This is a genomic window from Anaerobacillus sp. QJM3NY_17 (assembly GCF_056173665.1).
On record NZ_CM149685.1, the window covers coordinates 3,623,582 to 3,650,298 of the forward strand.

Below are 26,717 nucleotides of genomic sequence, written 5' to 3' on the forward strand. Positions count from 1 at the left end.
TTCTTGAAATTATTTAGCAAGGAGCTCCACCGCTGTCTTAAGCTGCACATCGTTATCAGGATTGCGAATGGAATCAATAATTTTTTCCTGAAGTTTCTGCGCAGTTTTTTCATCTATTTTCCCAGTAATATTTATATCATTCGAACGTTGGAAAGCTTTTACTGCTGTAACTGTTTTATCACTAAAATAACCGTCTTTGCGTCCCGGTTCAAAACCAAGGCCTTTGAGCATGATTTGCGCAGACTCTACTTGCTCGCTGTTCTGATCAAATTCTAACGTCTTTTCAGTAGATAATGGATTTACATAGAAGTAATCAGGCTGCTTTGCTTCAACCGTTGGCTCAATTCCTTCTTTATGAATCCAGTTGCCATCTGGTGTTAACCATTTAAACATTGTCAGTTTAATATTACTGCCATCTCCAAGGTCTAGCGTTGATTGAACCGTTCCTTTACCAAATGACGTTTCACCGACCAAATCATAATCGCCTGCTTCTTTAAGCGCTCCGGCAAGAATTTCTGCAGCAGATGCACTCCCACGATCAATAAGTCCTACGACAGGATAATCTTTTTTCTCTTCAAGAGTAGAAACAGAACGCTGCTTCTCTCCTTCACGATCTTCAATTTGAACGTAAGGTTTGTCATTAGGAATCAGTTCTTCCGCCATATCCGAAACAACATTTAACAGGCCTCCTGGATTATTACGAACGTCAAGTACCAAACCATCAATGTCCTGTTTTTCTAATTTAGTCAACTCTTCTGAGAAGCTTTTAGCTGTATCCTCTGAGAATGAAGTGATTTGCAAGACACCGATTGTTTTTCCGTTTTCTTCTACCGTACTTGCACGGACCGTTTCGATAGGGATCTCATCACGAGTCACTTCTACCTTCATAGTCTCTGAAGCGCCTGGGCGTTGAACGCCGAGCGTGACAACCGTGCCTTTCTCCCCACGAATCTTTAATACGGCATCATACAAATCAAGTCCTTCTGTGCTTTCACCGTCGATCGTCATGATTTTATCATTCGGACGGAGGCCTGCTTTCTCAGCAGGTGAATCTTTATAAGGTGACACTATCGTTACTCTTCCCTCAGTCATATTCACTTCCGCCCCGATTCCCTCAAAGGAAGAACCAAGTGATTGGCTAAATTGCTCGGCTGTTTTAGGGTCCATATAGACTGAGTAGGGATCTTCAAGAGTATCTACCATTCCTTTAATAGCTCCATCTAACAACTCTTTTTGATCGACATCATTTACATAGCGATCCTGGATTAATTCATAAGCTTTGTTAATTTTCGTTAGCTCTTCTGTCTCTATTTCATTACCGGAACCAAGAGTTAAAGATTGAGTGCTCCCTTCAGGCTCGTCCTGTAATAAAGTGAAGGCCGCGTATGTACCACCTGAACCGATTACGAGGGCGATCACGACAAGTAAAGCGACAACTTTCCCCTGTATCTTCATTGTACTCACCTCTTCTAATTTGAAGGAAAAGGCACCCCATCATAACGATGCGATGCCTTTTCATCTTATTGTACTATATGATTCAGTTGTTTTCATTATGTTTCCATCTCAAATTGTGAGGGGGAAAGCCCATTGAAGCGAGGCTCATCTAATTATCGAATGTAATTCATTGGGTCAACAGCATTTGACTTACTAGAGTTCCATGAACCTTTGTGAATTTCAAAGTGTAAATGTTGTCCAGTTGAATGACCAGTATTCCCCATTGTACCAAGGTAAGTTCCCTGACTTACTGACTGACCTGTAGAAACTGCGCGATTTTGCAAATGAGCATACACTGTTGTGTACATTTGACCATTGATACTATGCGTCAAGAAAACTACATTACCATATGAATCTGAATGATAAGATCTTAATACTGTTCCATCTGCAGCAGCTGATACTGGGTTTTGACCACCTTGAGCAATATCAATTCCTGCGTGGAACGTTCCCCAGCGGCGGCCTAATCCAGATGTAATTGGACCAGCAGCAGGCTTAATGAATGTTGCGTTACTAGAAGGCGCTGGTGCTGGCTCAGGAGTTGGCGCCGGTGCTGAATTTGAACTGCTTGAACTATTTGAACTGCTAGACTTGCTTGAGCTTGCCGCTGCTTCCTTTTTCGCTTGTGCTTCAGCTTCAGCTTTTTCTTTTGCCGCTTTAGCTGCGGCTTTACGCTCTTCTTCAGCTTTACGAGCTGCTTCTTCAGCACGCTTAATCTCTTGCTTTACTGCTTTTTCTTGAGCTGCTAGAAGTTCAGCAGTTTCATTTAAGTCCATCATATGATTATGAAGATCGCCTTCTTCTTCTTCAAGGGACTTCATTAGCTTATCTTTTTGAGCTTTTTTAGAATCAAGCTCTTTTTTAAGATCTTCAAGCTCTGCTTTATTCTCTTCAAGAGAGGCAAGTTTCTCTTCTACTTGAGTTTTCTTTTCTTCTACTGCCTGCTTGTCCGCTTTATGCTCTTCAAGAATCTTTTTGTCTTGATCAGCGATTGTATTAAGAGCAAGAACGCGTTCTACTAGATCACCAAAATCAGTAGCACCAAGTAAAACTTCCATGTAATCAACTGTTCCGCCACCGTTTTGTTGCATAGAGCGAATGCGATCTTTCAATAACTTATCACGCTCAGCAATACGGTCTTCTAAAGCGCTAATTTCTTCTTTCAACTGATCAATTTCAGCATTTGTATCTTTAATTTCCTTCTCTTTCACTGAAATCTTCTCATCCGTTTCAGCTACTTCTTTGTTTAACTGTTCAATTTCTGCTCGAACATCTTCTTGCTCTGCTTTCACGTCCGCAAGTTCAGATTCCTTTTGCTCAAGCTCTTCCTGGTTTGAAGACTGCTTTTCTTTGACATTATTAAGTTGATCATCAAGATTTGCGGCTTCAGTCGTTTGTGGAAGTGCTGCAGTTGTTAGTCCGCTTAAACCTAGAGTCAATGTTAGAGCCGTTGCTAATATTTTACGCTTCAATCTTTGTTCCTCCCCCAAAATAGATGAATCTATTTATCTCTTAATTTTCATTTTAAACTTTTAAGAATTTACGCATTGATGTAAGACTTCCCCATACTCCGATAATCACACCGAGGATAATTAACAACCCTGATAGCTGGTAAACAAACGGTGTTACCGGTAGTAAATCGATGAATAAAGTTGGGAAACGATTTGCTATTAATTCAATTAAATAGTAATAGCCGTAGATTAGAATTCCAATTGGGATAATCGAGCCGAAAATTCCAATTAGGATACCCTCTACTAGGAATGGCCATCGAATGAACCAGTTCGTTGCTCCCACTAGCTTCATAATTTCAATTTCATGACTTCTGGCAACAATTGTTAGTTTAATAGTATTAGAAATGAGGAACATGGCTGTAAATAGTAATCCAACCACAAGGGCCAGTCCAACATTTCGTGCGATCTCAAGAACTTTAAAAAGTCTGTTCACCGTATCTTCTGCAAACTCAACATCTTGTACATTTTCTAGCTGCTTAATCTCTTCAGCCACTGCCGTTACATTCTTAGGATCTTTGGTTTTGACCAGGAATGCGTCACTTAAAGGATTTTCTTCTCTTAATGACTCGAACACTTCACCTTCATCCCCAAGGTTATCAATTAAATTATCCAATCCTTCTTCTTTAGATTGATAAGTAACAGATTCCACTTCAGAAATGTTCTCGATCCTAGACTTAAGTTCATCTTGCTGTTCTTGCTGAGCCGTTAAATCAATAAATGCGCTGATTTCAACATCACTTTCAAGCTGATCACCAAAAGCATTTAAATTAAGAAGCAATGCGAGACAAACGCCGACTAAAAGTAGTGTAACGGTAACCGCAGAAATCGAAGCGAAGGTCATCCAGCCATTTCGACCAAGATTTTTGAAACCTTCTTTTCCGTGGCGACCAAACGTTTTAATTTTCATACCCGTACTCACCTCTTGCTTCATCACGGGTAACTATACCGCCATCAATTGCAATAACACGTTTTCTGAATGTATTCACAATATCCTTATTATGGGTTGCCATAATAACAGTTGTACCGCGATTGTTGATTTGATCTAGTAAATCCATAATGCCCCATGCAGTTTCTGGATCCAGATTCCCGGTAGGCTCATCTGTTAGCAGAATGTGAGGGTTATTGACGATCGCTCTTGCTATTGAAACCCTCTGCTGTTCCCCACCTGAAAGTTCGTCTGGTAAGAACCTTGCTTTGTTTTTCAAATTAACGAGACTTAGCGTTTCCATGACTCGCTTGCGCGTATTTGCTTTACTTTCCTCGATGACTTCAAGAGCAAAAGCGACGTTCTCATAAACGGTTAATCTTGGCAAAAGTTTAAAGTCCTGAAAAACAACGCCGATTTCGCGACGTAGCTTAGGGATGTACTTACTCTTCAATTTGCCAACATCTTTTCCATTAATTACGATTTTTCCACTTGTAGGCTTTTCTTCCCGATACATCATTCTCATAAATGTTGACTTACCGGCGCCACTTGGTCCTACTATGTAGACAAATTCACCTTTATCAATTGTAATATCGATACCGTTTATGGCTTTGATTCCATTGTCGTATGTTTTCCAAACATCTTTCATTTCGATCAAACTGTACCACTTCCTACTTGCTTAAATTCTCGATGCAAATTCTTAGGAGTTAGTTTTATTATTGGTGTTTTTATTTTTGATTAGTTCCTTTACATCTGAAGATATTATAACAAACAAATTCGCTATTTTAAGACAAATTTTTATTACATTTTTATTTCAAGACTCTCTTGATCTGACATCTTCTGCAATAATACATTAATAACTAATAGATTATTACACAATTATCTATGCTTAACTTTGTCAAGAAGGGAAATACAAGAGATACCCTCTCTCCTTCGTAATATTACATCCTCCTTTTTCCAAGTTTATAATCAAAAATACGACAATAAAAAAAGCACTATTCAGTGCTTCTTCTCTACTTATTTCATATCCGCTAGCCAGCTTGCTACGTTTTCTTCCACTTCCGTATCTCCACGTAAAATATTCCCAGGCATTTGCCCTTTCCCGTTTTGAATGACAGAGAGAATCTCATCTTTCGATAACCGTGAGCCTACATTTGAAAGTTGTGGCCCTACTTTCCCCTCAAGGTTGTCTCCATGACAGCTTAAGCAATTCGTTTGATATGTAGCTTCTGCGGCATTAGCATCATATTCACCAGAAGGTTGGCCTGCATTCCCATTTTCTAAGTTACCTTCTTTTGAAGAGCCCTCATTCTTGCTATTTTCATTATTACTCGCACCACATGCAGCTAAACTAAAAATCAGAACAACTACAAACAGAAACCCCATCCACTTCTTCATTATCTTCACTCCTCATATATACTGCCACCCATTGGACAAAGTAAAAACCTCACCTCTAATGGAGCTCACTTTCATTTACAATAGCCGGCTTACTCTCTTTTAAAACCTTCTCCTAGCACTTCAGTGGCGTTGGATACAATCACAAATGCTGAAGGATCAACCCCCTTCACGAGCTCTTTTAGCTTTGTAACCTCATTTTGCGCAACAACAACCATTAAGATGGGACGCTTATCATTGGTGTATCCACCCTGACCTGAAATTCTTGTCACACCTCGATCTATTACAGTGATGATTCCTTCACGCAGTTCTTCTTCTTTATCTGAAATAATAAGAGCCATTTTCGAGTAGCCCAATCCTAGTTGAACAACATCAATTGTTTTACCTGTTAGATACATAGCAATAAGGGCATAAAGTGCTTCTTCTAGGCTGAACACAAACGCTGAAGCAACGACAATTAAGCCATCAATCATAAATACACACGTTCCGAGCGAAACTCCTGTATACTTGTTTACAATTTGTGCAGCAAGGTCCGTACCTCCAGTAGAGGCCTTTCCCCTGAATACAATTCCAAGGCCAATCCCAACTCCAAGACCACCGAAAAGGGCACCTAATAACGGATCTGTTGTCGCTGGTTCTACGTTCTCTGTCAATTTTACGACAAAAGGTAAGAAGAGAGTTCCGACCAAGGTTTTTGGACCATACTTTTTCCCCAGAAAGATTAAACCACTTATAAACAATGGAATATTAAAAGCCCACTGGACATATGCCGGTTTCCAATCAAAGACTCCTTTTGTAATGGTACTGATCCCGCTTACCCCACCAGAAGCTATGCTATTAGGGAGTAGGAAAAGGTTAAAGGCAATCGCCACAAGGGCGGATCCTACCATAACGCTTAAATATTCAAGTATCTTATGTGCTGGTGAAACCTTTCTTGCTGTAAATTTCGCTAACGTTGCTATCATAACTGCATTCACTCACTTACCTCTATGATTTAAGTCACTGCTCATTTCTAATCAAAAGCCTTCAGTAGTATATCATCGGGCATATGGGGTGTAAACCGCATTGTAGCAGCGCGTTATCAAGTTGAAGCACTTCTTTCTCCCTTTATACTTTGCCCCATTTATGACAGAAACATGAAGAAGCGATTGGTGATCACAAAGGGTAAACGACCGAAAAGTAAACAACGTACACTAACATAGCCTTTAAATAAAAAAAGCCGACCTGATTCTACAGGTAGGCTTGAAGTTAGTTTCAATCATTTAAACGAGAACGGAGAAAAGCATCAATAAATGGATCGAGATCGCCATCCATGACAGATTGAGTGTTCCCAACTTCCATATTTGTACGATGATCTTTTACCATACTATATGGATGGAAAACATAAGATCGAATTTGACTACCCCAGCCAATTTCTTTCTGCTCGCCTCGGATCTCATCGAGCTCTGCTTCTTGTTCTTCAATTTTCAATTGATATAGCTTTGCTTTCAACATTTTCATGGCCTGTTCTCGGTTTTTAATCTGAGAACGTTCTCCCTGACAACTAACAACTACTTTAGTAGGAAGGTGAGTGATTCGAACGGCAGAGTCAGTCGTATTAATGTGCTGACCACCAGCACCACTCGCACGATACGTATCGATCTTCAAATCTTCTGTGCGAATGTCAATCTCAATTTCATCATTAAATTCAGGCATTACTTCGCAAGAAACAAAAGAAGTATGACGTCTGCCGCTTGAGTCAAATGGTGAGATACGAACAAGGCGGTGGACGCCTTTTTCTGCTTTTAAATACCCATAAGCATTATGACCTTTAAAGTTTAACGTAACACTTTTCACACCAGCTTCATCACCAGGGAGGTAATCAAGCGTTTCAACTTTAAATCCTTTTTTCTCACCATAACGCGTATACATTCTAAGAAGCATCGATGCCCAGTCTTGTGATTCTGTACCACCAGCACCCGGGTGAAGTTCAAGAATCGCATTATTTTTATCATGCTCTTCGCTTAGAAGAAGCGTAAGTTCAAATTGATTGACTGCTTTTTTTAGATCTTTAATTTCTACTTCAAGATCTTCAAATAACTCCTGATCGTTTTCTTCTTTCACAAGTTCATAAGAAACTTCCAAGTTCTCATATTCTTCTTGAAGAGAATCGAACTCATTAACAGCTTCTTTTAGAGAATTTGATTCATTGATCACTTTTTGAGCGGCATTTTGATCATTCCAGAAATCTGGATCAGTCATTTGAATGTCTAATTCATCGATACGGGCTCTTTTATTTTCGAGGTCAAAGAGACCCCCTAAAGTCGTTTAATCGTGTTTCAATTGTGTTTAGTTCGCTTCTAATTTCATGCATTTCCATCGTCTGCACCTCAAGTTTTTCGTTATTTTACATAGAATAAGCAGGTGTTCAGCTTTGAACACCTGCCCGGCATTATTCTGCTTTGCCGTGACAATTCTTATATTTCTTGCCACTACCACAAGGACAAGGATCATTTCGTCCAATATCCTGCTTTTTCTTAACAGGTTTTGGCTTCGAGCTTCCTTCTTCTTTTGGATTAACGGCTTTGCCTTCTGCTACTTTTTCTCGCTTTAGATTACTTTCAATCTGAGCTCTCATAATATAGGTAGAGACTTCTTCTTCTATCTCTGTAACCATGTCCTCGAACATTTCAAATCCTTCAAATTGATACTCGCGTAAAGGATCATTTTGTCCGTAAGCGCGCAAGTGAATTCCCTGACGGAGCTGATCCATTGCATCAATGTGATCCATCCATTTACGATCAACACTGCGCAGAAGAATAACTTTTTCGAATTCACGCATGCGTTCCGGTTCGAATGCAGCTTCTTTTTCATCGTAATTTACTTTCATTTTCTCAACAAGAAGTTCTACGATTTCTTCCTTATCAAGGCCTTTGATATCTTTCACTGTTACCTGGCCTTCTTGAAGGAAGATACCTTTCGCGTGATCAATAATTGCTTGATGATCCCACTCTTCTTGAATATCCTCATCACCTGTATGAGCATCAACGATACGTGTAATAACAGAAGTCAGCATCGTTTCGACAATTTCACGTAAATTATCTGATTCAAGTACTTCTGCACGTTGAGCATAAATGATCTCGCGCTGTTGTCTCATCACATCATCATATTGAAGAAGCTGCTTACGAGCATCATAGTTATTACCTTCGACGCGTTTTTGTGCTGACTCCACTGCTCTTGATACAAGCTTGGATTCAATCGGCTGATCCTCTTCCATCCCGAGACGGTTCATCATGTTCATCATATTATCCGAGCCAAACCTTCTCATTAGCTCATCTTCCATAGAAATATAGAACCTTGATTCACCTGGGTCCCCTTGACGTCCTGAACGTCCGCGAAGCTGGTTATCTATTCTTCGGCTTTCATGACGTTCCGTACCTAAGATAAAGAGACCTCCAAGATCAAGTACACCTGTTCCTAATTTAATATCTGTACCACGTCCAGCCATGTTTGTCGCGATCGTTACCGCACCTTTTTGACCAGCAGATTCAATAATTTCCGCTTCACGAGCATGGTTTTTGGCGTTTAGTATATTGTGAGGAATTCCGCGTTTCTTTAGGAATTGCGAAATCAACTCAGATGTTTCTACCGCCACTGTACCAACAAGAATGGGTTGTCCATGCTTATGACGCTCTTCAATTTCTCTAGAGAGTGCCTGGAATTTACCGTTAGTGGATTTATAAACGAGATCAGGATAGTCCATACGAGCAATTGGCTTATTCGTAGGAATCGCAATAACGTTCATATTGTAGATATTCCGGAATTCTTCTTCCTCGGTTTTGGCTGTACCTGTCATACCAGAAAGCTTTTCATACATTCTAAAATAGTTTTGGAATGTAATCGTAGCTAGCGTCATACTTTCACGTTGGATTACAAGACCTTCCTTCGCTTCAATCGCTTGATGAAGTCCATCGCTATAGCGACGTCCCGCCATTAAACGTCCAGTAAATGAATCAACGATTACAACTTCCTCATCTTGAACAACATAGTCCATATCGAGTTGCATGATAAAATTAGCTTTCATCGCCTGATTAATATGGTGGTTTAGTTGTACATGTTTGTAATCATATAAATTCTCAATAGCGAAGAATTTTTCTGCTTTCGTAATCCCATCTTCCGTTAATTGAACGTTCTTTGTTTTGATATCAACATTATAGTCGTCTTCTTCTTTTAGTGTTCTAACAAATTGGTTCGCTTGAATGTATAAAGTGGTGGACTTCTCAGCACTCCCAGAAATAATAAGGGGTGTTCTTGCTTCATCAATTAACACGGAGTCAACTTCATCAATGATGGCATAATGAAGAGGGCGTTGAACCATTTCTTCTTTATATAAGACCATGTTGTCACGCAAATAATCGAAACCAAATTCATTGTTTGTTCCATACGTAATATCTGCAGCATAAGCTTCGGCTTTTTCTTCTTTTGACAGTCCGCTAATGTTTAGTCCAACTGTTAAACCAAGATAGTGGTAAAGTTCTCCCATTTCTTCAGCGTCACGCTTCGCAAGATATTCGTTGACCGTAATAACGTGTACACCTTTACCAGTTAAGGCATTAAGATAAACAGGCATTGTGGCACTAAGGGTTTTACCTTCACCTGTTTTCATTTCAGCAATATTTCCTTCATGAAGAGACGCCGCTCCCATAATTTGTACTGGAAATGGACGCATACCAAGAACACGTTCAGATGCTTCGCGAACGGTAGCGTACACTTCTGGTAACATTTTATCTAGATCTTCACCTTTTTGAATCCGTTCTTTGTATTCTTCCGTTTTGTTACGGAGCTGATCATCAGATAACTTCTTCATTTCATCTGAGAAAGTCTCTACTTGATCTGCAATCTTCTGTAAGCGACTAACCTGACGTTCATTGCCATTGGGTATGATTTTTCGTAATAAACCTTTCATCAAAACGCTCCTCTTTTGTTGTCAGTAGAGTGCTATCATATATCTAACTAAACTAAGAATTTTTTATACTATGTAGTTATTTTAACAATTAGTTGCTAGAGGCACAAGAAAGTAAAAAACCATGCCTTCTTACAACTATATTAATGTAGATAAAAAAACAAACTTCAGCACATATTTAAAGGGCAGGGGTGATCACCCCTGCCCTTGTTTATTTATTCGTTAATCTTGCTCAATCAATCCGTATTTACCATCTTTACGACGATAGACAACGCCTGTGCTTCCTGTAACAGCGTTTGAGAAAACGAAAAAGCTGTGTCCAAGCATGTCCATCTGAAGAATTGCTTCTTCAACGTCCATCGGCTTGAATGTAAAACGCTTTGTTTTCACTACTTGTAGATCGTCATCCTCATCCATATCAGCTTCAGCAACACTTGTTGTTGTAGGGTTTAATTCATCGCGGAACATATATTTAACGCTACCTTCCTGACGGAATTTGCGATTAACTTTTGTTTTATGCTTGCGAATTTGTCGTTCAAGCTTCTCAACAACTAAATCAATTGCTGCATACATATCCTGATGCTCTTCTTCTGCTCGAAGTAGAAGGTTTGGCATAGGGATGGTTACTTCAATCATTTGTTGATCGTTATAGACCTTCATGTTTACATGAACATCGGTATTAGGTGGAGTATCGAAATACCTTTCAAGTTTACTTACCTTCTTCTCAGTATATTCTCTCATTGCAGGTGTAACTTTAATGTTTTCACCACGGATGTTGAAATTCATCATGTGGCACTCCTCCTTCCATGCTATAACTATATTATTCGTTATACCCCCTCTATTACCCTCTATAAACTTTAAAAAATCACAAATATTTTTACGTTTTTTTCACAAAACACTCTAAATTCCGACATTTTTTAACAAATACATACATATAAGGGCTTATCCTCCTATTATATAACCCGATCGATAAGCTTAATCTAAAAAAACATCAGTATAAACTAAAATAGCTTTTAAAAATAAAAAGCCCCTATCAAATGATAGGAGCTTTAAGCGATTAATTTAATTTAAGATACTTTTTCTACGTTAGCAGCCTGTGGTCCACGAGCTCCATCAACAATCTCGAATTCAACTGTTTGGCCTTCTTCAAGGGATTTGAATCCTTCCCCACTGATTGCTGAAAAATGAACGAATACGTCGTCGCCATCTTCTCTTTCAATAAAGCCAAATCCTTTTTCATTGTTAAACCATTTTACTTTTCCCTGCATCTTGTTCAACATTCCCTTCAAAAATCTTCATGGCAGTGCCACATATTTATTATACGTTTATATTTACACACTGGCAAAGGGGTGTTTTTGTTGATATAACTCGAATGAAGGCGTTTTCTTGAATATTTTTCGACATTGCTTTATCCCCTGCTTAATGTAAGGGAATAAACTTCAGATGCACCTGCATTTCTTAGGGTGAGCGCTGCATAGTGAATGGTTGTTCCCGTTGTATAAAGATCGTCTAATAAAAGTATCTTTTTTCCATTTAGTGCAGATCCTTCTGTTACGCGAAACATGTCTTCTGTACGATTCATTCTTTTTTCTCGGGACAATTTACTTTGCTTTTCTTCGTTTTTGATTCGGATCAGTGGTGACTCTTGTTCAAATGATGTCCCTTCAATCCAAACCTCACATTGATTAAAACCTCTCTCATAGAGTCTTTCCTTACTAGTTGGCATTGGAATAACTTGATCGATAAAGGGATAAGATTTCTTTAACTCTTTTTGAATCAACTGTGAGAATACTCTTCCCACTTCAACATCCCCTCTAAATTTATAAAGAGCAAGCGTGTTTTTCAAAAAAGCATTGTATTCATAAAACGACTTATTATGGATAAGAACTTTTCCCCATCCTTTTTCCTCCCACTTTCTACAATCAGAACAGAACTGATTTTCTACAAATTTACTAGGAAGTTTATTTAGAGGCCGCCCACATTTCCGACATAAGTCTCCCTCAATTAGCACAAGTTGCTTACGGCACAGCTCACAACAATCCGGGTCACTTTTTATTCCGACCAACCAGCTCCAGGATACATTTCGACTTACATCTTCCCCGCACATAGTACAACGATTTAATTGAGCCAACCTTTCTCCCTCGCTTCAACATTCATTTTCTTAATTTGTTTTATAGCCTCTAACATGGCATTTGTTTTACCATAATGAAAAAAGCGAACATCTCCATCTGGGAATCTCTTACTTCTTCCAGCTCTTCCGGCAATTTGCACCAGGGCACTCTCTGTAAATACCTCATCCTCTGCTCCTAGCACGGCTACTGATATATTTTCAATCGTAATGCCTCTTTCGAGAATAGTCGATGAGAGGAGAATAGGGATTTCTTTTTTTCGAAAACGGAGAACTTTTTCGGCTCGATTTTCATCCTCAGAATGAACAGATTCACATCGGAAGTGATTTTTTTCAAATACAGCTTTTGTTTGATTAATGATTTTTATGGATGGAAGAAATAAGAGGACGGGCTTTCGCTCAGATACTTGTTTCTTTATCCATTCAATTAATATATGAGGAAGGTAACCTTTATTTATTTTCTTTCTCCAATTGCCACTCCAATGACAAGATGGAATAGGAAGTGGGAAACCATGGTACCTTGAGGGAATCCGTACGATTTGTAGATTTTCTTTTTTTAAAATCAACGGTGAAGGTGTTGCTGTTAAATAAATGAGGGAACCGCCTTGTTTTCTCGCTTTTTCAACATTGTATTGAAGAGAAGAATCCACACTATATGGAAACGCATCTACTTCGTCAATGATCATGACATCAAAGTAATTCTTAAAACGCATCAATTGATGCGTCGTAGAAACAACAAAATGAGAATGAGGATCGGAATGACCTGCATATAAGGGAGAAATCACAAGACTAGGGAAGACCTTTTGTAGGCGTGGAGCTAATTCTAATACAACATCTGTACGTGGCGTAGCAATACATACGGACTTTTGATTGGTGAGGGCATGAGCTAAACCATTAAATAACACTTCTGTTTTACCACTACCACAAACAGCCCATACAAGGAGAGTAAGATTATGTTGAATAGCCATGACAACAGCATTAGAAGCTTCTTTTTGACCATCCGACAATGTGCCAGACCACTCTAAAACAGCTTTATCTTCATTTTTTGTTATCCACTTGGATATGGAATATAGTGGAGAACAAAATGTTACCTTTCCCATTCTGATACACTTTCTACAATATTTACAGTTCTTACTATGGCAGCGCGAGCACGCGAAAAATGAAAATGAATCAGTACTTCCACACCTCATACAAGTTGCTTTTCCATCAATGCTTTGAATACCGGGTTCAAAATGAAGATAGCCATTTAAATAGTGTTCATGAAGTTCAAGAAATGAGTAAGGGATTTCATCGATTAATAAATGCCTTCCATATAAAAAATTCATAAGTTGAACATTCGGGTAAAAATCGGGATTTTGCGGTTGAGTGGGAATCGAGTTGAACATACCAATTGGAGCGAAATTGAGGGAGTAAGAAGGTTGATTAAGCAATTCAGGTATATATACTTGCTGGTTATTTAACACATAGGAAGCAAACCTCATGGGTTTGCTTCCTTTTCGATTTTAACGATCATACACGATACCAGCCGAGTCCAAGAGAACCTTCACCGAGGTGTGTAGCAATAACTGGTCCGAAATAACTTAAAATAATGCTTACGTTCGCGTATTTTTCTTCTAATTCAGCTTTCAAAAGCTCTGCTTCTTCTTTATTCGTTGCATAGATGACAGTTGCTTTAATGATACCTCCGCCTTTTGCAGCGTCATCAAATAGCGTCATCAGTTTATTTAATGCTTTTTTTCGAGTTCTAATTTTTTCATATGGAACAATTTTTTTATCTTCAAAAGTTAGTACGGGTTTTATTTGAAGAAGGTTTCCGACTACAAGCTGTGCAGCATTCAACCTGCCACCTCGATGTAAATGGCTAAGATCATCCACAAGGAAATAAGCATTCGTCCCTTGACTTTTTATCTTATGAAGACGATTTAATATTTCTTTACTTTTAAAGCCATCTTGCGCCATTTGTGCTGCTTCTAGAACATAAAAACCCTGCATCATGCAACTGATCTCTGAATCAAAAACATGAACGTCCGCGCCTTCAATCATTCCTCCAGCTGAATGAGCTGACTGATAAGTACCACTGATACCGCTGGAAAGAGTAATCGTAATAATTTCATCATGTGAACGAGCTAATGTTTCATATGCTTCGACAAAACTTCCTATAGAAGGCTGAGAAGTTTTAGGAAGCTCATCTTCTTTCTTTACTTTTTCAAAAAAATCCTCTGCCTGTATTTCTCTTTCTTCTAAATAGGATTCATTACCGAATATTACGCTAAGCGGAACCATCGTCACTTCGTATTCATTTAACATTGATTCAGGTATATAAGCCGTACTATCTGTTACAATAGCAACTGTCTTCATATTAACGCCTCTCTTCAATCTATTAAGTACTTCATACGATTTACGTTAAAAACCAGTCAAGTTAATGATAGAGCATTTTTGGCTTTGTGCCAACAAAAGCTTATAATATTTTTCACATAATTTGTCAACCATTACTCACCATATTTTTTAATGTAAATGTCGTAAAATGAAACTTTTAGTAAATTAGGCAGGTATTCTGTTACATAATTGTAATGTTATATTCATCCTCCTGTTATCTCAATCATGTAAACTAGCAATCGTGATAGAGAAAATAAAAGGTTTTAACTTATAAATCAGGGGGAATTATAATATGTTTAAGAAAGTCGTGATCACTACTACACTCGCAGGTACTCTTTTATTAGCACCAAACGTAAGTGAAGCAGCACTAGGCGACCGTACCCTATACAATGGCATGAGCAACTCTGACGTAACTCAACTACAAAATGAACTTGATAATAAAGGCTATTTTGATTACCATAAAGCAACTGGATATTTCGGAAATATTACTGAAGATGGCGTTCGCGACTTCCAACGTAGCGCAGGCATTAGCGTAGACGGTGTTGTAGGGCCACAAACAGTTAGCGCACTAAAAGGTTCAACTTCATCTAAATCAAGCAGCTCTTCTAATACATACAGCAGCACACTTCGTCACGGTGATCGTGGACAAAGTGTAACAAATCTACAAAGTCAGCTTAAATCAAAAGGCTACTACAACTATTCCGTTGACGGCATTTATGGATCCATTACACAACAAGCAGTACGTAACTTCCAAAGTGCAAATGGTCTTAGCGTCGATGGCATTGCAGGATCAAACACATTTGCAGCACTTAATGGTTCTTCTGTAAGCTCATCTTCTTCATCACAGGTAAAAAGTGCATCAACATCTAACTCTTCTGTCGTATCTATTGCTAAGCAATACATCGGTGTACCATATGTTTGGGCTGGAACTACACCATCTGGTTTTGACTGCAGCGGCTACCTACAATACGTATTCAACAAAGCTGGTAAATCCATCCCACGTACTGTAGCTAGCATCTGGAACGCAACAGACAAAGTTTCTTCACCTTCTGTTGGGGATCTTGTATTCTTTGAAACTTATAAATCCGGCCCGTCTCACGCTGGTATTTATATCGGTAACGGTCAGTTCATTCACTCTTCTTCTTCATACGGAGTAACAATCAGTGACATGGATAACTCTTACTGGTCTCCACGTTACCTCGGTGCAAAGCGCGCATAATGGTACAAAAAATAGCCTCCAAAATTGGAGGCTATTTTTTTGTCTTCATTTTGTTTTCTCTTTACCTTTACCTCTCATAACAAGTAGAATACCCCAAAGAAAAAAGGCACGCCTCAGCGCACCTTAACCCATCCTTTTTTAATTGCCTCTACTACCGCTTGAGTACGGTCGTTTACATTCATTTTTTGCAAAATATTGGAAACATGGTTTTTTACCGTTTTTTCACTAATATAAAGGTCTTCACCTATAGAGCGATTGCTTTTTCCGTCTGTTAGCAGTTGAAGAACTTCGCATTCTCGACGTGTTAAAATATGAAGTGGTTTACGATACTCAACTTCTTTGTAACCAATTTGAGTCGATGGTCTTTTACCTTCCGTAGCAAGACGACGATATTCATTCACAAGATTATGCGTTACTTTAGGATGAATATAAGCTCCACCAGATGCAACAACCTTAACAGCCTCAATAAGAGAGTTTGCATCCATTTCTTTCAATAGATACCCTGCTGCCCCTGTTTTCACTGCGTGCGTGACATATGTTTCATCATCATGAATTGATAAAATAATGACTTTTGTCTCCGGTACTTGTTCAATAAGCTGTCTTGTTGCTTCTACCCCATTCACATGCGGCATATTAATATCCATTAAGACCACGTCAGGTTTATTTTCTTCGACAAGACGAAGTGCTTCATCCCCATCATCACCTTCAGCGATCACTTCAAAATCATCTTCCATGTCTAAAATACGTTTAACTCCCTCGCGAAACAAGCGATGGTCATCTATTATTATAATTTTCGTTTTGGTTTTAGCTGCATACATCTCTTACACGCCCTCCTGTTCATGAATCGGGATTCTTATCAATATATATGTACCCTTGTTCGGCGTTGATTGAACCTGAATTGTCCCATTTAATAAACCGACACGCTCTTTCATTCCAATCAATCCAAAAGATTGATCTTTACGAACGTTCACATCAAAGCCAATTCCATTATCTTCAATGGTTACCACAATCTTATCACCATCAAGATTCAGGTCAACACTTATTTCAGTTGCATCAGCATGCTTCAGCGCATTTTGCACCGCTTCTTGTACAAGTCGAAAGATCGCTGCCTCAAGCCGAACGTGAAGTCGTTGGATCCCTTCAAAATAATCGAAATATATCGTTGCCTCTGAGCGATCATCCACTTTATTTAAATACTTTAATAACGTAGGCACTAGACCTAGGTCATCCAAAGCCATTGGACGAAGATCATAAATAAGTCGCCTAACTTCTTTTAAAGCATCCTCAATTAAGGATCTCATATCCTTTATTTCCTTGAACGCTTCATCTTTTCCCTTTTTCTCATAAATTCGTTCAATTAACTGTGACCTTAATAACACATTCGCAAGAACTTGGGCCGGGCCATCATGAATTTCTCTTGAGAGACGCTTTCTCTCTTCTTCCTGTGCTTCAATAATTTTAAGCCCATACTCTTGTTTTCTTCTAGCGTCTTCAATGACCTCACCATAGAGTCTTAGCTCTCCTCCAAGATAACTAAGAACTGTTGAGATTTGGCTCATAAAAGACTCGGCTTTTTCCGACGTATTTTGAAGTGAAGAAATCCGCTGTTCTAGATCTGCAATCTGGTCTTTAAGGCGCGATTCCTTCTCCATACTAACAGATAGCTTAATTTGGGCTTCTGAAGCCTTCTCATAAGCGTTTCTAATCTCCGGCTCTCCATAGTCTTGAAAGTTCTTACTAATCTTTACAAGCTCAGCTCGAGCGATTCTGTCCATATGAAGCCTTTCTTGCCTGAGACCCTGAACGGTCTCTAATTCTTCTTTTAATAATTGAAGTTGATTATTGATCTGCTGACATTCGTCATGAGACAGCTCTCCAATTTCGAACAATTTTGATTTACTTGTGTTAATACTCTCCATTGTCCTGTCAAGAATGACATCTAATGAATTTGGATCAAGCTTCTGAAAATCCAAGCTAACCCCTCCATTCCTTCAAGGGACGGACACTAAGAAAAGATAGTCCAAAAGTACTTCTTTTACAAAATTCGTATCTGACCGTCTTTTTATGACTTGAGGATATATATTTGATGGATTAATTTAAGAAACTTATAATAAGAAAGACACTAACCGAACTTATTACTTTCCCTCTTAAATCACAATCTTTAATTATGTACTATTCGATGGTAAGAAACAAATCCCTTTCATTCTAAAGAATGTTCAATGATTATCTTGGAGGTTAACCAAATGCTTACTTCATATTATACAGTCAAAGGTGATGGAAAAAACGAAATCACTATACAAAAATCACGATTTATTGCACATGTAAAAAGGACGCCAACCGAAGAGGAAGCGCAAGAATTCATCCAATCGATCAAAAAAGAGCATGCAAGTGCTACGCACAATTGCTCAGCTTATTTAATTGGAGAGCAAGACCTTATCCAGAAAGCTAACGACGATGGAGAACCATCGGGCACAGCAGGTGTACCAATGCTTGAAGTGTTAAAAAAACGAAACCTAAAAGATACTACGGTAGTCGTTACCCGCTACTTTGGTGGAATTAAACTAGGCGCAGGCGGTTTAATTCGCGCTTACGGTCAATCGGTTTCAGAAGGGCTGAATGCGACTGGAATCGTAGAGCGAAGACTAATGGAAAAAATGACAACAGAAATTGATTATTCTTTATTAGGGAAAGTCGAAAATGAAATTCGTTCATCGAATTACTTATTAGATCAGATTGATTATATGGAGAATGTACAAGTTCAAACTCTTATCCAAAGCGGATTAGAAGAGCAGTTTACTGAATGGATGACGAATATTACAAGTGGACAGGCGAAAATCCTTTCAAATGGACAACTCTATAAAGAATATGATGTCTAAAAAGATTACTTATTAATTCTAAAGGGTATTGGTAATTAAATGTACCTCTATCATTCAACATGAAAGTCCCTTATTCGGGAAAGATAGTAATGCCATGAGTGATTTTGAAAGAATGCACGCTAAGAAACCTCTTGCAATACACACTTATTTTGATATGATATGAAAGGAATGAATTACTATTCCTCAGTTAGAGGGGGATTTTATTGTATTCGTTAACAGAGTATATCATAGCGTTTATCATCTCTATAACCGTCGCTATCATTGCTACACCAATTGTTAAATATGTATCACTTAAATTTAAAATAGCCGATAAACCAAATCAACGGAAAGTTCATAAAGGGCTTATGCCTTCAGCTGGCGGACTTGCTATTTTTGCAGGTACTGTCGCAGGCTTTTTATATCTTAGTCCTTATTCACCGTATATGCCAGAAATTATTATCGCTGGAACACTCATTATTGTTTTAGGCGTTTTTGATGATAAACTGGCTGTTTCACCGAAAGTTAAACTTGTTGGTCAAATTATTGCCGCTATTATTGTTGCCTCATCGGGACTTCAGGTTGAATTCGTTTCACTTCCATTCGTAGGTAGAATTGAGTTCGGATTTATGAGCTTTTTTATTACAGTATTGTGGATTGTTGGGGTAACGAATTCCATTAATTTAATCGACGGTCTTGATGGATTAGCTGCAGGTGTATCCACTATCGCCTTAGGTTCTATTTTAACAATGGCCATTCTTGACCATCAACTTGTAGTCATTGCACTAGCCGTGATTTTAATAGGTAGTACTCTTGGCTTCCTGATCTTCAACTTTCACCCTGCAAGCATTTTCATGGGAGATACCGGAGCTCTTTTTCTTGGGTTTGCCATCTCAGTAATGTCTATGCTAGGATTATTCAAAAGTGTGACGGTGTTTAGTTTGATCATCCCTGTTATCATTCTTGCAGTCCCCATTTTTGACACATTCTTTGCTATCATTAGACGAATATTAAGAAAGCAAAAAATCTCAACGCCTGATAAATTTCACATCCATCATTGTTTACTAGCTATTGGATTTTCTCACCAATCTACCGTGATCATTATTTACCTTCTCAGCTTTTTCTTTGGTATTACTGCCATTCTATTCTCAGCGTCTACGCTGTGGGGATCACTTTTCTTGCTTATCTTATTGCTTGTTGTGATTCAGTTTACGGCAGAACTCATTGGTTTAATTGGGAATCAGCGGAAACCTTTAATCAATACATTAAAAAAACTACTTGTTTTTACAAGTACAATGAAACGTTAAAAAGCATCCATAAGCGGATGCTTTTTTTCATTTATTTAGTTGAATTTAAAGTAGCATTTAGTTGCTGACTAAGTGAAGCTACACTTTCTTCATCTGGTTTAAAATAATACACATTGTTAATCCTTTCATCCGAACCATCAATTGTAAGGCTTTCGATATCAGATGAGCTTACACCAGAATAAGCTTTTTGAAGAGCAAATAATTCAGTTGGCTTCAAGTTCGTTTCGATGTTATTTCCAATGTGCTGAGCAATGTCGTCCAACTTTAGTAAACCTGATGCTGTTGAAACTTCGTCCATCGCAGCTTTTATAACCTGCTTCTGTCGATCACTTCGACCGAAATCACCGCGAGGATCATCCTTACGCATTCGTGCATAAGCTAGTGCCTCTGTTCCATCGAGGTTCATTGGGCCTTCTGTGAACGTTGCTCTACCACCTGGTACATCGGTATGCGCAATGAAATCGAATGGGACTTCCACCGTTATACCGCCGATTTCATCGATCACATCTTTAAATCCTTCAAAGTTCACTTTCACATAATAATCAATTGGAATATTCAAGAAATTCTCTACAGTGTTAATCGTCATTTCTGTTCCACCATAAGCGTGAGCGTGAGTAATTTTATCCTCAATCCCTTTACCAACAATCTCTACTCTCGAATCTCTAGGGATACTTAGTAATTTGACTTTTTTTGAATCTGGATCAACAGTCGCTACCATTAGCGTATCGGTTCGACCATTTTCGCCGCCTGTAGAATAATCCTCTATTCCCATGATTAATATCGAAATTGGATCCTTCGTTACTGCAACCTCCGCATCACGAAGGGCTGATTTTTCTCCTCGAGATAATCCCTGATAGGAGCCAGATGCTGCATCATAGGCATTATAGGCAAGATAAGCACCATAACCAATAAGGACAAGAACGATCAACAGTACAAACGTTAACAGTCTGCGAAATAAGCTTTTCTTCCGCCTTCTTTTTATTCTTGATTGCTTTTTCATTAAAATTCCCCGCTTCTTTCAAGCTTCTCCAATTTCACCGCTACCTTGTTAATAAAGCATGGTAAAATTCAAGCAGTTTTTTTTCCTCGCAAGACCAATTGTACGTGTTTTCAAAGGCTCTTCTGGCATTTTCACCGAGCTCTTTTGTTTTACTCGGGGAACTAAGAAGTTGAGTTAGTTTCATGGCTATATCTTTAGGATCTTCGGGATTAATAACTAAGCCACCCTGACTATTCTCGATTACTTTCGCATAGTGCGAGAAATTTGATGCGATAATAGCATTACTAGCAGCCATATATTCAAATAACTTGTTAGGAAGGGCAACAAGATGGTTGGGGTAAGGTAGATACGGAAGAACCCCAATGGCAGAACGTTCGACATATGCCGATATCTGTTCGTATGGTACCCTGCTGATGAACGTTACATTCAGATCAATACCCAACTTGTTTATAAGTTGATCTACTTCCTCTTTAAATGCAGTCGATTCAAAACTACCAAGAAAGAGCAATTTCGCATAAGGAGCTTTTTTCACAACTTCTCCAAAACCTTCAAGCAGCTGCAATACCCCCCTAATTTTCGTAATTCCCCCCAAATAGATAATTTGGTTTTTATCTTTTTCTTTAGCTGCTTCTGGAAACATTTGTTTGAGAGGGTAATTTTCAATCTTACACCCATTATAGTGGCGATAACGACGACCAATTTCTTCTGTGGTATAAATCACACCGCTCATTTTCATTAACGCCAATTTTTCAATGCCAACATAGGCATATTTCATAGGGACTTTCACTAAAGAAGGAATATATTCCCTCCCCATGATTGTATTCGGGTAATGCTCATGCACATCATAAATAACTGGCTTTTTAAGAAACACCTCGATCATAACCCCTACAATCATAAGCTCAGGGTCGTGAAAATGATAAAGATCCGCCTTTGTTTTTTTCGCAAGTTTATACAAATGAAAAGTTGACTTAAGACGCTCCTTTACACCTGAAGGACGTTTAAAGGTAATGAGAGGAATTTCTTCAGATTCAGCCACCTCAGGCTCTGGAGCAATTAACACAACGTCATAGCCTGCTCTTTTTAAGCTTTTGCATTGCTTATGATAAATACGTCCATCATATGGAGAATGAATAGACGTGATGACACACACTTTTTTCATTGCGACCAACCTTTTACATTGTCCTGAGTAGATTCTAATAAGTGAGCCAGGTTCTTGGATAGCTCCTGACGATTATATTTTAACAACATTTTACTTCGTACATCTTTCTCTAATAACTCCATAATTTTAGGATTAGAAGTCGCTTCTAACACAACGTTCGCAAGCGACTCAGCATTTTCTGGTTCAAAAAATAGTCCAGCATTTAAACTTTTGACAATTTCTTTTGACTCTCCACCAATTCCTAATAGAATCGGTTTATTCATAGCCAAACAATCAAATAGTTTTGAAGGAATCGTAATTTCAAACAGAGGATGATTCTTTAAAATAACAAGACATAAATCAGCAGCCGCATAAAAGCCGTTCAATTCCTGTTTGGCACGGCTGTCGAGGATCAGAACATTCTGAAGAGCTTTATCCTTTTGATACTGTTGCAAACGTTCTTTCTCAGCCCCTTCACCAATAAGAACAAAGGTAATCGAAGAGACATCTTTCAGAAAATTTGCCGCTTCAAGTACAGTTTTCAAGCCTTGAGCAATTCCCATGTTACCCGCATATAAAATAATGAACTGATTCTCCAGACCGTGCTCAGCACGAATCCTCATTCCCTCTTCAGGTACTAGAACTCCTGTCTCAGTTGGATTAACACCGTTAGTAATCACATCGATTTTATTTTCAGGGATCCCCTTTTCAATAAGGTATTGTTTGTACCCATGCGTAACTACAACAATATGATCAGCTTGCTTAAAAAGAAACCATTCTAATTTCCGAGCCAGCGTTAATAATTTTTTATTATTAATTTGATTTAAAACTTCTGCAAAATCCACCCATAAATCTCGAACTTCAATCACGAATTTGGCACGTTTCAGTTTACTTAATACATAACCGGAAAGCCCAACAAAAAGTTGAGGGGTAGTAGCAAAGACGACGTCAGGTTTTTTAGCAAATAATCCGGCTATGATAGAGGTTGTCATAAATGAAAAGTAATTCAGCATTCTTCTGAGCTTGCTCTTTTTTGTATCTTGTACGACAAAAGTACGAATAACATTTAAACCAAGATGCTTGCTCGATTGAAATATTTTTTTGGAAGAAACATGATTAGGAAATGATGTAACTACTGTTACATCGCAGCCTTCTTCTACCAAGTTCATTGACATATCATAGGCGCGCGCCTGAGCTGCACCTATCTCGGGCGGGAAATGTTGAGATATATATAAAATCTTCATAATGAATCCTTTCCCTCTTAACCAGAATACGACATAAAAACACTTCTTTCATTATACTTCGTTATGATTCGAAAGAAAAGTTGATTGAGGAATGGATCAGAAGTGTAAACAAAAATTTACACTCAGTTCATAATTCCTATTGTTAAATTTGTTCCATCCACTATTGTCGCTAACAACAATAGCTATTTACGAGTAGAAGTGGACGACATACAAAAAGCCCGGTATTTTACCAGACTTTTTGAACAGTAGAAAATGTTTGAAGTAGCTCAAAGTATTGGGTGACGACTTGATTAATTGAATAGTGTTTTTGTACCTTTTGAATTCCCTTTTGAATTTGCTCATTTCGTTCCTTTTCATTATCAAGGAGACTATCCACAATAGACTCACACGCTACCAAATCGTGTAATTCATATGTTAGGCGCCCTAAATCCCCCAGATATATTTCAGGAATAGCTCCAACCCTCGGTGCTACTGCAGGGCATCCACAAGCCATCGCTTCAATCAAACTCATCCCAAACGATTCTCCTTTGGAAGTGCTCACTGTACAACCACCGCTTTTGGCCACCATTGCATACAGCTTTGGCATTTCACTATACTCCATCCGGTCTATCCAGTGAATACTGAGCTCTCGCTTGTTTGCTTCCTGAAAAAGGTGCTTAGTTGCTTTTGACGAAGCAGTCTCTCCACCGACAATCCAAAAAACGCAGTCATCTCTCTTCTGAGAAATTCGTGCTGCGAGGTCCAAAAAACCTTGCCAATTTTTATGATCATTGAGTTTTCCAACCCAACAAATGATCTTTTTATTTGTAATCGGTTCTACTTCTTTGGGGGAAAACAATGTCGTATCTAGACAGTTTGGAATGACATATGTTCGCTCTTCGGGTGCAGAATAATCTTCTATAATTCTGTTTTTACTATAATTCGAAGGCACAATATACCCCTGGAAATGGCGTTGATCCTCTTCTACTAAATAATTTAGCTTATAAGATATACCATGTACTTCTTGAATAATGGGGGTCTTGCAATGAACTTCTATTAAGTAGTCCGTTATTTCCTTCGTGTCAATTGCAATAATTAAATCGAAATCATGTTCTTTTATATACTGATAGATGGTCAATGGTTCTGTCATAACATGGATTTTCTCGTAATCTCCAAAGGCAGTCTGTCCCCCATGATCGGATAGAAAGATAAAGTGGGGATCACTAATCGATTTTAGAAACCCAAGTCTATTCGCAAGTTGTGTCGTCACTCCACCTAGTAATAAATAGCGATAAATATAGAGGATTTTCAACGAGCGTTCCTCCCCTCTAAGTGTAAGACAGCTTCCTCTAACAAGACACTGACTTTCTCTCCACTACCATAAGAAATAACTTCCTGATCTTCTAGTGGAGCACTCCATTCTTTAATATGAAATATAGGAATGCCTAAGCTTTCCATCTTTACAAGCGCGGAGGTTGACGCCGAATATCGAAATGGAAGGATGCCACCTGTCCATCTTCCGACTCTTTTCATTAAATCAACATCGTTTGCATACTCTCTGATCGTAAGTCTTTTCGAGTTGATAGGCTTTGAATCTGGTAGATTGTACCCTATTAACTCTATACCTAGACCTTTGTTTTCCACGAGCAAATCTTTGATTGCTTGATAATCAATGCAGTTTTTTCCAAGATCACCAACAAAACCGATTACAATACGAGAAGATTCATTAGTTAATGTGTTCACTACAGGATTTTCTTCCCTTAATTTAATGGGATGCATGCGTCCCATTGACACTAGAAAGTGACTTGGATCAAGACTATTCATCAGAAATAAGTGAGCATCACGATCTACTATCTTTTCTGGTAAATAGAAGATACTCCATTTCTTCCACTGCAATCGCCCCATTCTTTTGGCTATTTGGAGATCAGAATGAGTAATATACATTTCTGGCTCTTCAAATAAATGGAGGCTTCTCCAGAATTCAGAAGTTGAAATTTGTAAGAACCTCGATCCATCAAGGTGAATGGGATTTATCAATTCGTTTTCCTCTTCATAGACGTAAACGACATTTTTACCCCTATTCCTCAGTGTTTCCACTAACTGATGTGCAAGCTTAAGACTATTTTTTCTATATACTTCGGAATCCCAATAGACAATTGTCATTTTTCCTAACGTTGAAAAATGAGCTAATTGCTCTTCAGGTCTCATTTTGTTAAGTTTCACTATCGTTTCTTCCGGCTCTTGAAGAATGCGCTTTTTCTCATCACTCGTTAACTGGATTTGATCAATTCGCGCTTCGTGCTTTTTCTTGATAATAGGGAGCAGCATAAGAAGTTTATTCTTTTCTTCAAGCCTAACTACTTCCTCATTTCTTTTCGTTTCTAGCTCTTTTTGTAACAAGGCAGCACGCTTAGCTTTCTTTTTCACTATGACTTTTCTTATTTCTTCAAGAAAAGCTTTCCCTGCCTCCCCATAATCTGTAGGGGGATTTACAACATTTCGTCCAACCCAACTCACGTAGTGTTCATCAATGCGCATATCAATTTCTTCAAAGTTATGAAATAGTGTTTCCCACTCATCTCTTAATTCTCCTGCATGTTCTAATGCTTCAGTTACAATTATTTTCCCATTCGGTTTAAGTAATCTCTGGACTTCTTTATTCTGCGAAGACATAACTTCGATTAACGTGTCTTCCGTAATAATGGCATCGAAGTAATTCATAGGAAAAGGAATCTCGCTCTTCAAATCCCCCGACCAAAAGGTACTTACACAATCTTTACTTAGTGGATGAGTAAGAACTATCGAGTCTTCACTAGCGAAAATATTTACAACATCTAGCTGAGGATCTTGATTAATGATCGAGAGAATACCTGGTTTTTGACTAATGTGAAGTATATGTTGCCCTGAAGCTCTAGACCCACACCACCTTAGTCTGGAGCGTTGAGATTCAGGAATGGTAAATGACTCATTTTGTAAATGTGTTAATTGATTTTTCAACATACCATTCTCCTGATTCTACTGCCAAAGCAGCTGATTAATTGAATACCATTTATTTGAATTATATATGATTCCACATGATCAAAAAAGGATTAAATGGTAAATTTCGAATGTTTTACATCTTTCCTTTAAGCTACTGTTAAAAAATGAGGTGGCATTCTTTATTATGAAATCAATCGCATGAAGGGTTCTTGCTTCTATTTACAAATAAGC

Annotated in this window: 23 protein-coding genes; 3 read left to right on the forward strand and 20 right to left on the reverse strand. The window is 38.4% G+C overall.

Annotation, left to right across the window (positions count from 1 at the left end):
- Nucleotides 1-9 precede the first annotated feature (9 nt).
- The 13 genes from AC0VYV_RS18820 to AC0VYV_RS18880 all read right to left on the reverse strand — a co-directional run bounded on the left by AC0VYV_RS18820 (nucleotide 10) and on the right by AC0VYV_RS18880 (nucleotide 14,750).
- A complete protein-coding gene (locus AC0VYV_RS18820) occupies nucleotides 10-1,449 on the reverse strand; it encodes a S41 family peptidase (RefSeq protein ID WP_430245880.1) in 1,440 nt (479 codons plus the stop codon).
- Nucleotides 1,450-1,607: 158 nt separating this feature from the next.
- Complete coding sequence (locus AC0VYV_RS18825) at nucleotides 1,608-2,963, reverse strand: murein hydrolase activator EnvC family protein (protein WP_475367970.1); 1,356 nt, start codon at nucleotides 2,961-2,963, stop codon at nucleotides 1,608-1,610.
- Between the two features lie 52 nt (nucleotides 2,964-3,015).
- Nucleotides 3,016-3,909, reverse strand: a complete 894-nt coding sequence (gene ftsX, locus AC0VYV_RS18830; protein WP_430245873.1) for a permease-like cell division protein FtsX — start codon at nucleotides 3,907-3,909, stop codon at nucleotides 3,016-3,018.
- Entirely contained in the window at nucleotides 3,899-4,585 is a 687-nt protein-coding gene (gene ftsE / locus AC0VYV_RS18835) for a cell division ATP-binding protein FtsE (RefSeq protein ID WP_430245871.1), read from the reverse strand. Before ftsE ends, ftsX begins: the two co-directional genes overlap by 11 nt.
- Before the next feature lie 359 nt (nucleotides 4,586-4,944).
- Nucleotides 4,945-5,325: a c-type cytochrome gene (locus AC0VYV_RS18840; protein ID WP_475374102.1), complete on the reverse strand. Its 381-nt coding sequence runs from the start codon at nucleotides 5,323-5,325 to the stop codon at nucleotides 4,945-4,947.
- 89 nt (nucleotides 5,326-5,414) lie between these two features.
- Nucleotides 5,415-6,287, reverse strand: a complete 873-nt coding sequence (locus AC0VYV_RS18845) for a YitT family protein (protein ID WP_303534350.1) — start codon at nucleotides 6,285-6,287, stop codon at nucleotides 5,415-5,417.
- A 289-nt stretch (nucleotides 6,288-6,576) separates the two neighbouring features.
- A protein-coding gene (prfB, locus tag AC0VYV_RS18850; RefSeq protein WP_430245867.1) for a peptide chain release factor 2 occupies nucleotides 6,577-7,681 on the reverse strand; the annotation gives its coding sequence in 2 pieces (ribosomal slippage) (nucleotides 6,577-7,608 and nucleotides 7,610-7,681; 1,104 coding nt in all).
- Between the two features lie 72 nt (nucleotides 7,682-7,753).
- A complete protein-coding gene (secA, locus tag AC0VYV_RS18855; protein WP_430245865.1) occupies nucleotides 7,754-10,267 on the reverse strand; it encodes a preprotein translocase subunit SecA in 2,514 nt (837 codons plus the stop codon).
- Between the two features lie 219 nt (nucleotides 10,268-10,486).
- On the reverse strand, nucleotides 10,487-11,050 hold the full coding sequence (gene hpf, locus AC0VYV_RS18860; RefSeq protein WP_194218748.1) for a ribosome hibernation-promoting factor, HPF/YfiA family: 564 nt from the start codon (nucleotides 11,048-11,050) through the stop codon (nucleotides 10,487-10,489).
- A gap of 281 nt (nucleotides 11,051-11,331) precedes the next feature.
- Nucleotides 11,332-11,532 carry a cold shock domain-containing protein gene (locus tag AC0VYV_RS18865; protein ID WP_194218747.1) on the reverse strand — a complete coding sequence of 67 codons (201 nt, stop codon included), beginning with the start codon at nucleotides 11,530-11,532 and terminating at the stop codon, nucleotides 11,332-11,334.
- Nucleotides 11,533-11,672: 140 nt separating this feature from the next.
- A complete protein-coding gene (locus AC0VYV_RS18870) occupies nucleotides 11,673-12,065 on the reverse strand; it encodes a ComF family protein (protein WP_475365857.1) in 393 nt (130 codons plus the stop codon).
- A gap of 317 nt (nucleotides 12,066-12,382) precedes the next feature.
- On the reverse strand, nucleotides 12,383-13,492 hold the full coding sequence (locus AC0VYV_RS18875; protein WP_475374103.1) for an ATP-dependent helicase ComFA: 1,110 nt from the start codon (nucleotides 13,490-13,492) through the stop codon (nucleotides 12,383-12,385).
- Between the two features lie 409 nt (nucleotides 13,493-13,901).
- Nucleotides 13,902-14,750 carry a DegV family protein gene (locus AC0VYV_RS18880; protein WP_430245857.1) on the reverse strand — a complete coding sequence of 283 codons (849 nt, stop codon included), beginning with the start codon at nucleotides 14,748-14,750 and terminating at the stop codon, nucleotides 13,902-13,904.
- Nucleotides 14,751-15,060: 310 nt separating this feature from the next.
- Between AC0VYV_RS18880 and AC0VYV_RS18885 the strand changes: the two genes are divergently transcribed.
- A complete protein-coding gene (locus AC0VYV_RS18885; protein ID WP_404683329.1) occupies nucleotides 15,061-15,987 on the forward strand; it encodes a C40 family peptidase in 927 nt (308 codons plus the stop codon).
- A gap of 113 nt (nucleotides 15,988-16,100) precedes the next feature.
- Here AC0VYV_RS18885 and AC0VYV_RS18890 read toward each other — a convergent pair whose 3' ends face one another.
- Nucleotides 16,101-16,805: a response regulator gene (locus AC0VYV_RS18890; RefSeq protein WP_475374104.1), complete on the reverse strand. Its 705-nt coding sequence runs from the start codon at nucleotides 16,803-16,805 to the stop codon at nucleotides 16,101-16,103.
- A gap of 3 nt (nucleotides 16,806-16,808) precedes the next feature.
- A complete protein-coding gene (locus AC0VYV_RS18895) occupies nucleotides 16,809-17,960 on the reverse strand; it encodes a sensor histidine kinase (protein ID WP_430245854.1) in 1,152 nt (383 codons plus the stop codon).
- A 270-nt stretch (nucleotides 17,961-18,230) separates the two neighbouring features.
- On the opposite strand from AC0VYV_RS18895, the gene AC0VYV_RS18900 reads away from it, so the two are divergent.
- Together AC0VYV_RS18900 and AC0VYV_RS18905 are read left to right on the forward strand one after the other, a co-directional pair.
- Nucleotides 18,231-18,863: a YigZ family protein gene (locus AC0VYV_RS18900; RefSeq protein ID WP_430245852.1), complete on the forward strand. Its 633-nt coding sequence runs from the start codon at nucleotides 18,231-18,233 to the stop codon at nucleotides 18,861-18,863.
- 203 nt (nucleotides 18,864-19,066) lie between these two features.
- Nucleotides 19,067-20,146: a glycosyltransferase family 4 protein gene (locus AC0VYV_RS18905; RefSeq protein ID WP_226615308.1), complete on the forward strand. Its 1,080-nt coding sequence runs from the start codon at nucleotides 19,067-19,069 to the stop codon at nucleotides 20,144-20,146.
- A 31-nt stretch (nucleotides 20,147-20,177) separates the two neighbouring features.
- On the opposite strand, the gene AC0VYV_RS18910 is transcribed toward AC0VYV_RS18905, so the two are convergent.
- The 5 genes from AC0VYV_RS18910 to AC0VYV_RS18930 form a co-directional block, all read right to left on the reverse strand.
- Nucleotides 20,178-21,146: an LCP family protein gene (locus tag AC0VYV_RS18910; RefSeq protein ID WP_475374105.1), complete on the reverse strand. Its 969-nt coding sequence runs from the start codon at nucleotides 21,144-21,146 to the stop codon at nucleotides 20,178-20,180.
- Nucleotides 21,147-21,186: 40 nt separating this feature from the next.
- Entirely contained in the window at nucleotides 21,187-22,305 is a 1,119-nt protein-coding gene (locus tag AC0VYV_RS18915; RefSeq protein WP_430245848.1) for a glycosyltransferase family 4 protein, read from the reverse strand.
- Complete coding sequence (locus tag AC0VYV_RS18920; protein ID WP_475365860.1) at nucleotides 22,302-23,528, reverse strand: glycosyltransferase family 4 protein; 1,227 nt, start codon at nucleotides 23,526-23,528, stop codon at nucleotides 22,302-22,304. The genes AC0VYV_RS18915 and AC0VYV_RS18920 overlap by 4 nt, the downstream gene beginning before the upstream one ends.
- Nucleotides 23,529-23,754: 226 nt before the next feature.
- Nucleotides 23,755-24,819: a glycosyltransferase family 4 protein gene (locus AC0VYV_RS18925; protein WP_475374106.1), complete on the reverse strand. Its 1,065-nt coding sequence runs from the start codon at nucleotides 24,817-24,819 to the stop codon at nucleotides 23,755-23,757.
- Nucleotides 24,816-26,504, reverse strand: coding sequence for a class I SAM-dependent methyltransferase (locus AC0VYV_RS18930; protein ID WP_475374107.1), 1,689 nt, complete (start codon nucleotides 26,502-26,504; stop codon nucleotides 24,816-24,818). Before AC0VYV_RS18930 ends, AC0VYV_RS18925 begins: the two co-directional genes overlap by 4 nt.
- Nucleotides 26,505-26,717 lie beyond the last annotated feature (213 nt).

Bases quoted from the DNA above. Each gene is read 5' to 3' on its own strand.
- AC0VYV_RS18865 (WP_194218747.1), bottom strand. From the start codon at position 11,532: ATGCAGGGAAAAGTAAAATGGTTTAACAATGAAAAAGGATTTGGCTTT.
- AC0VYV_RS18880 (WP_430245857.1), bottom strand. From the start codon at position 14,750: ATGAAGACAGTTGCTATTGTAACAGATAGTACGGCTTATATACCTGAA.
- AC0VYV_RS18915 (WP_430245848.1), bottom strand. From the start codon at position 22,305: ATGAAAAAAGTGTGTGTCATCACGTCTATTCATTCTCCATATGATGGA.
- AC0VYV_RS18885 (WP_404683329.1), top strand. From the start codon at position 15,061: ATGTTTAAGAAAGTCGTGATCACTACTACACTCGCAGGTACTCTTTTA.
- secA (WP_430245865.1), bottom strand. From the start codon at position 10,267: ATGAAAGGTTTATTACGAAAAATCATACCCAATGGCAATGAACGTCAG.
- AC0VYV_RS18845 (WP_303534350.1), bottom strand. From the start codon at position 6,287: ATGATAGCAACGTTAGCGAAATTTACAGCAAGAAAGGTTTCACCAGCA.
- AC0VYV_RS18910 (WP_475374105.1), bottom strand. From the start codon at position 21,146: ATGAAAAAGCAATCAAGAATAAAAAGAAGGCGGAAGAAAAGCTTATTT.
- AC0VYV_RS18875 (WP_475374103.1), bottom strand. From the start codon at position 13,492: ATGGGAAAGGTAACATTTTGTTCTCCACTATATTCCATATCCAAGTGG.
- AC0VYV_RS18900 (WP_430245852.1), top strand. From the start codon at position 18,231: ATGCTTACTTCATATTATACAGTCAAAGGTGATGGAAAAAACGAAATC.
- AC0VYV_RS18840 (WP_475374102.1), bottom strand. From the start codon at position 5,325: ATGAAGAAGTGGATGGGGTTTCTGTTTGTAGTTGTTCTGATTTTTAGT.
- AC0VYV_RS18920 (WP_475365860.1), bottom strand. From the start codon at position 23,528: ATGAAGATTTTATATATATCTCAACATTTCCCGCCCGAGATAGGTGCA.
- ftsX (WP_430245873.1), bottom strand. From the start codon at position 3,909: ATGAAAATTAAAACGTTTGGTCGCCACGGAAAAGAAGGTTTCAAAAAT.
- hpf (WP_194218748.1), bottom strand. From the start codon at position 11,050: ATGAATTTCAACATCCGTGGTGAAAACATTAAAGTTACACCTGCAATG.
- AC0VYV_RS18890 (WP_475374104.1), bottom strand. From the start codon at position 16,805: ATGTATGCAGCTAAAACCAAAACGAAAATTATAATAATAGATGACCAT.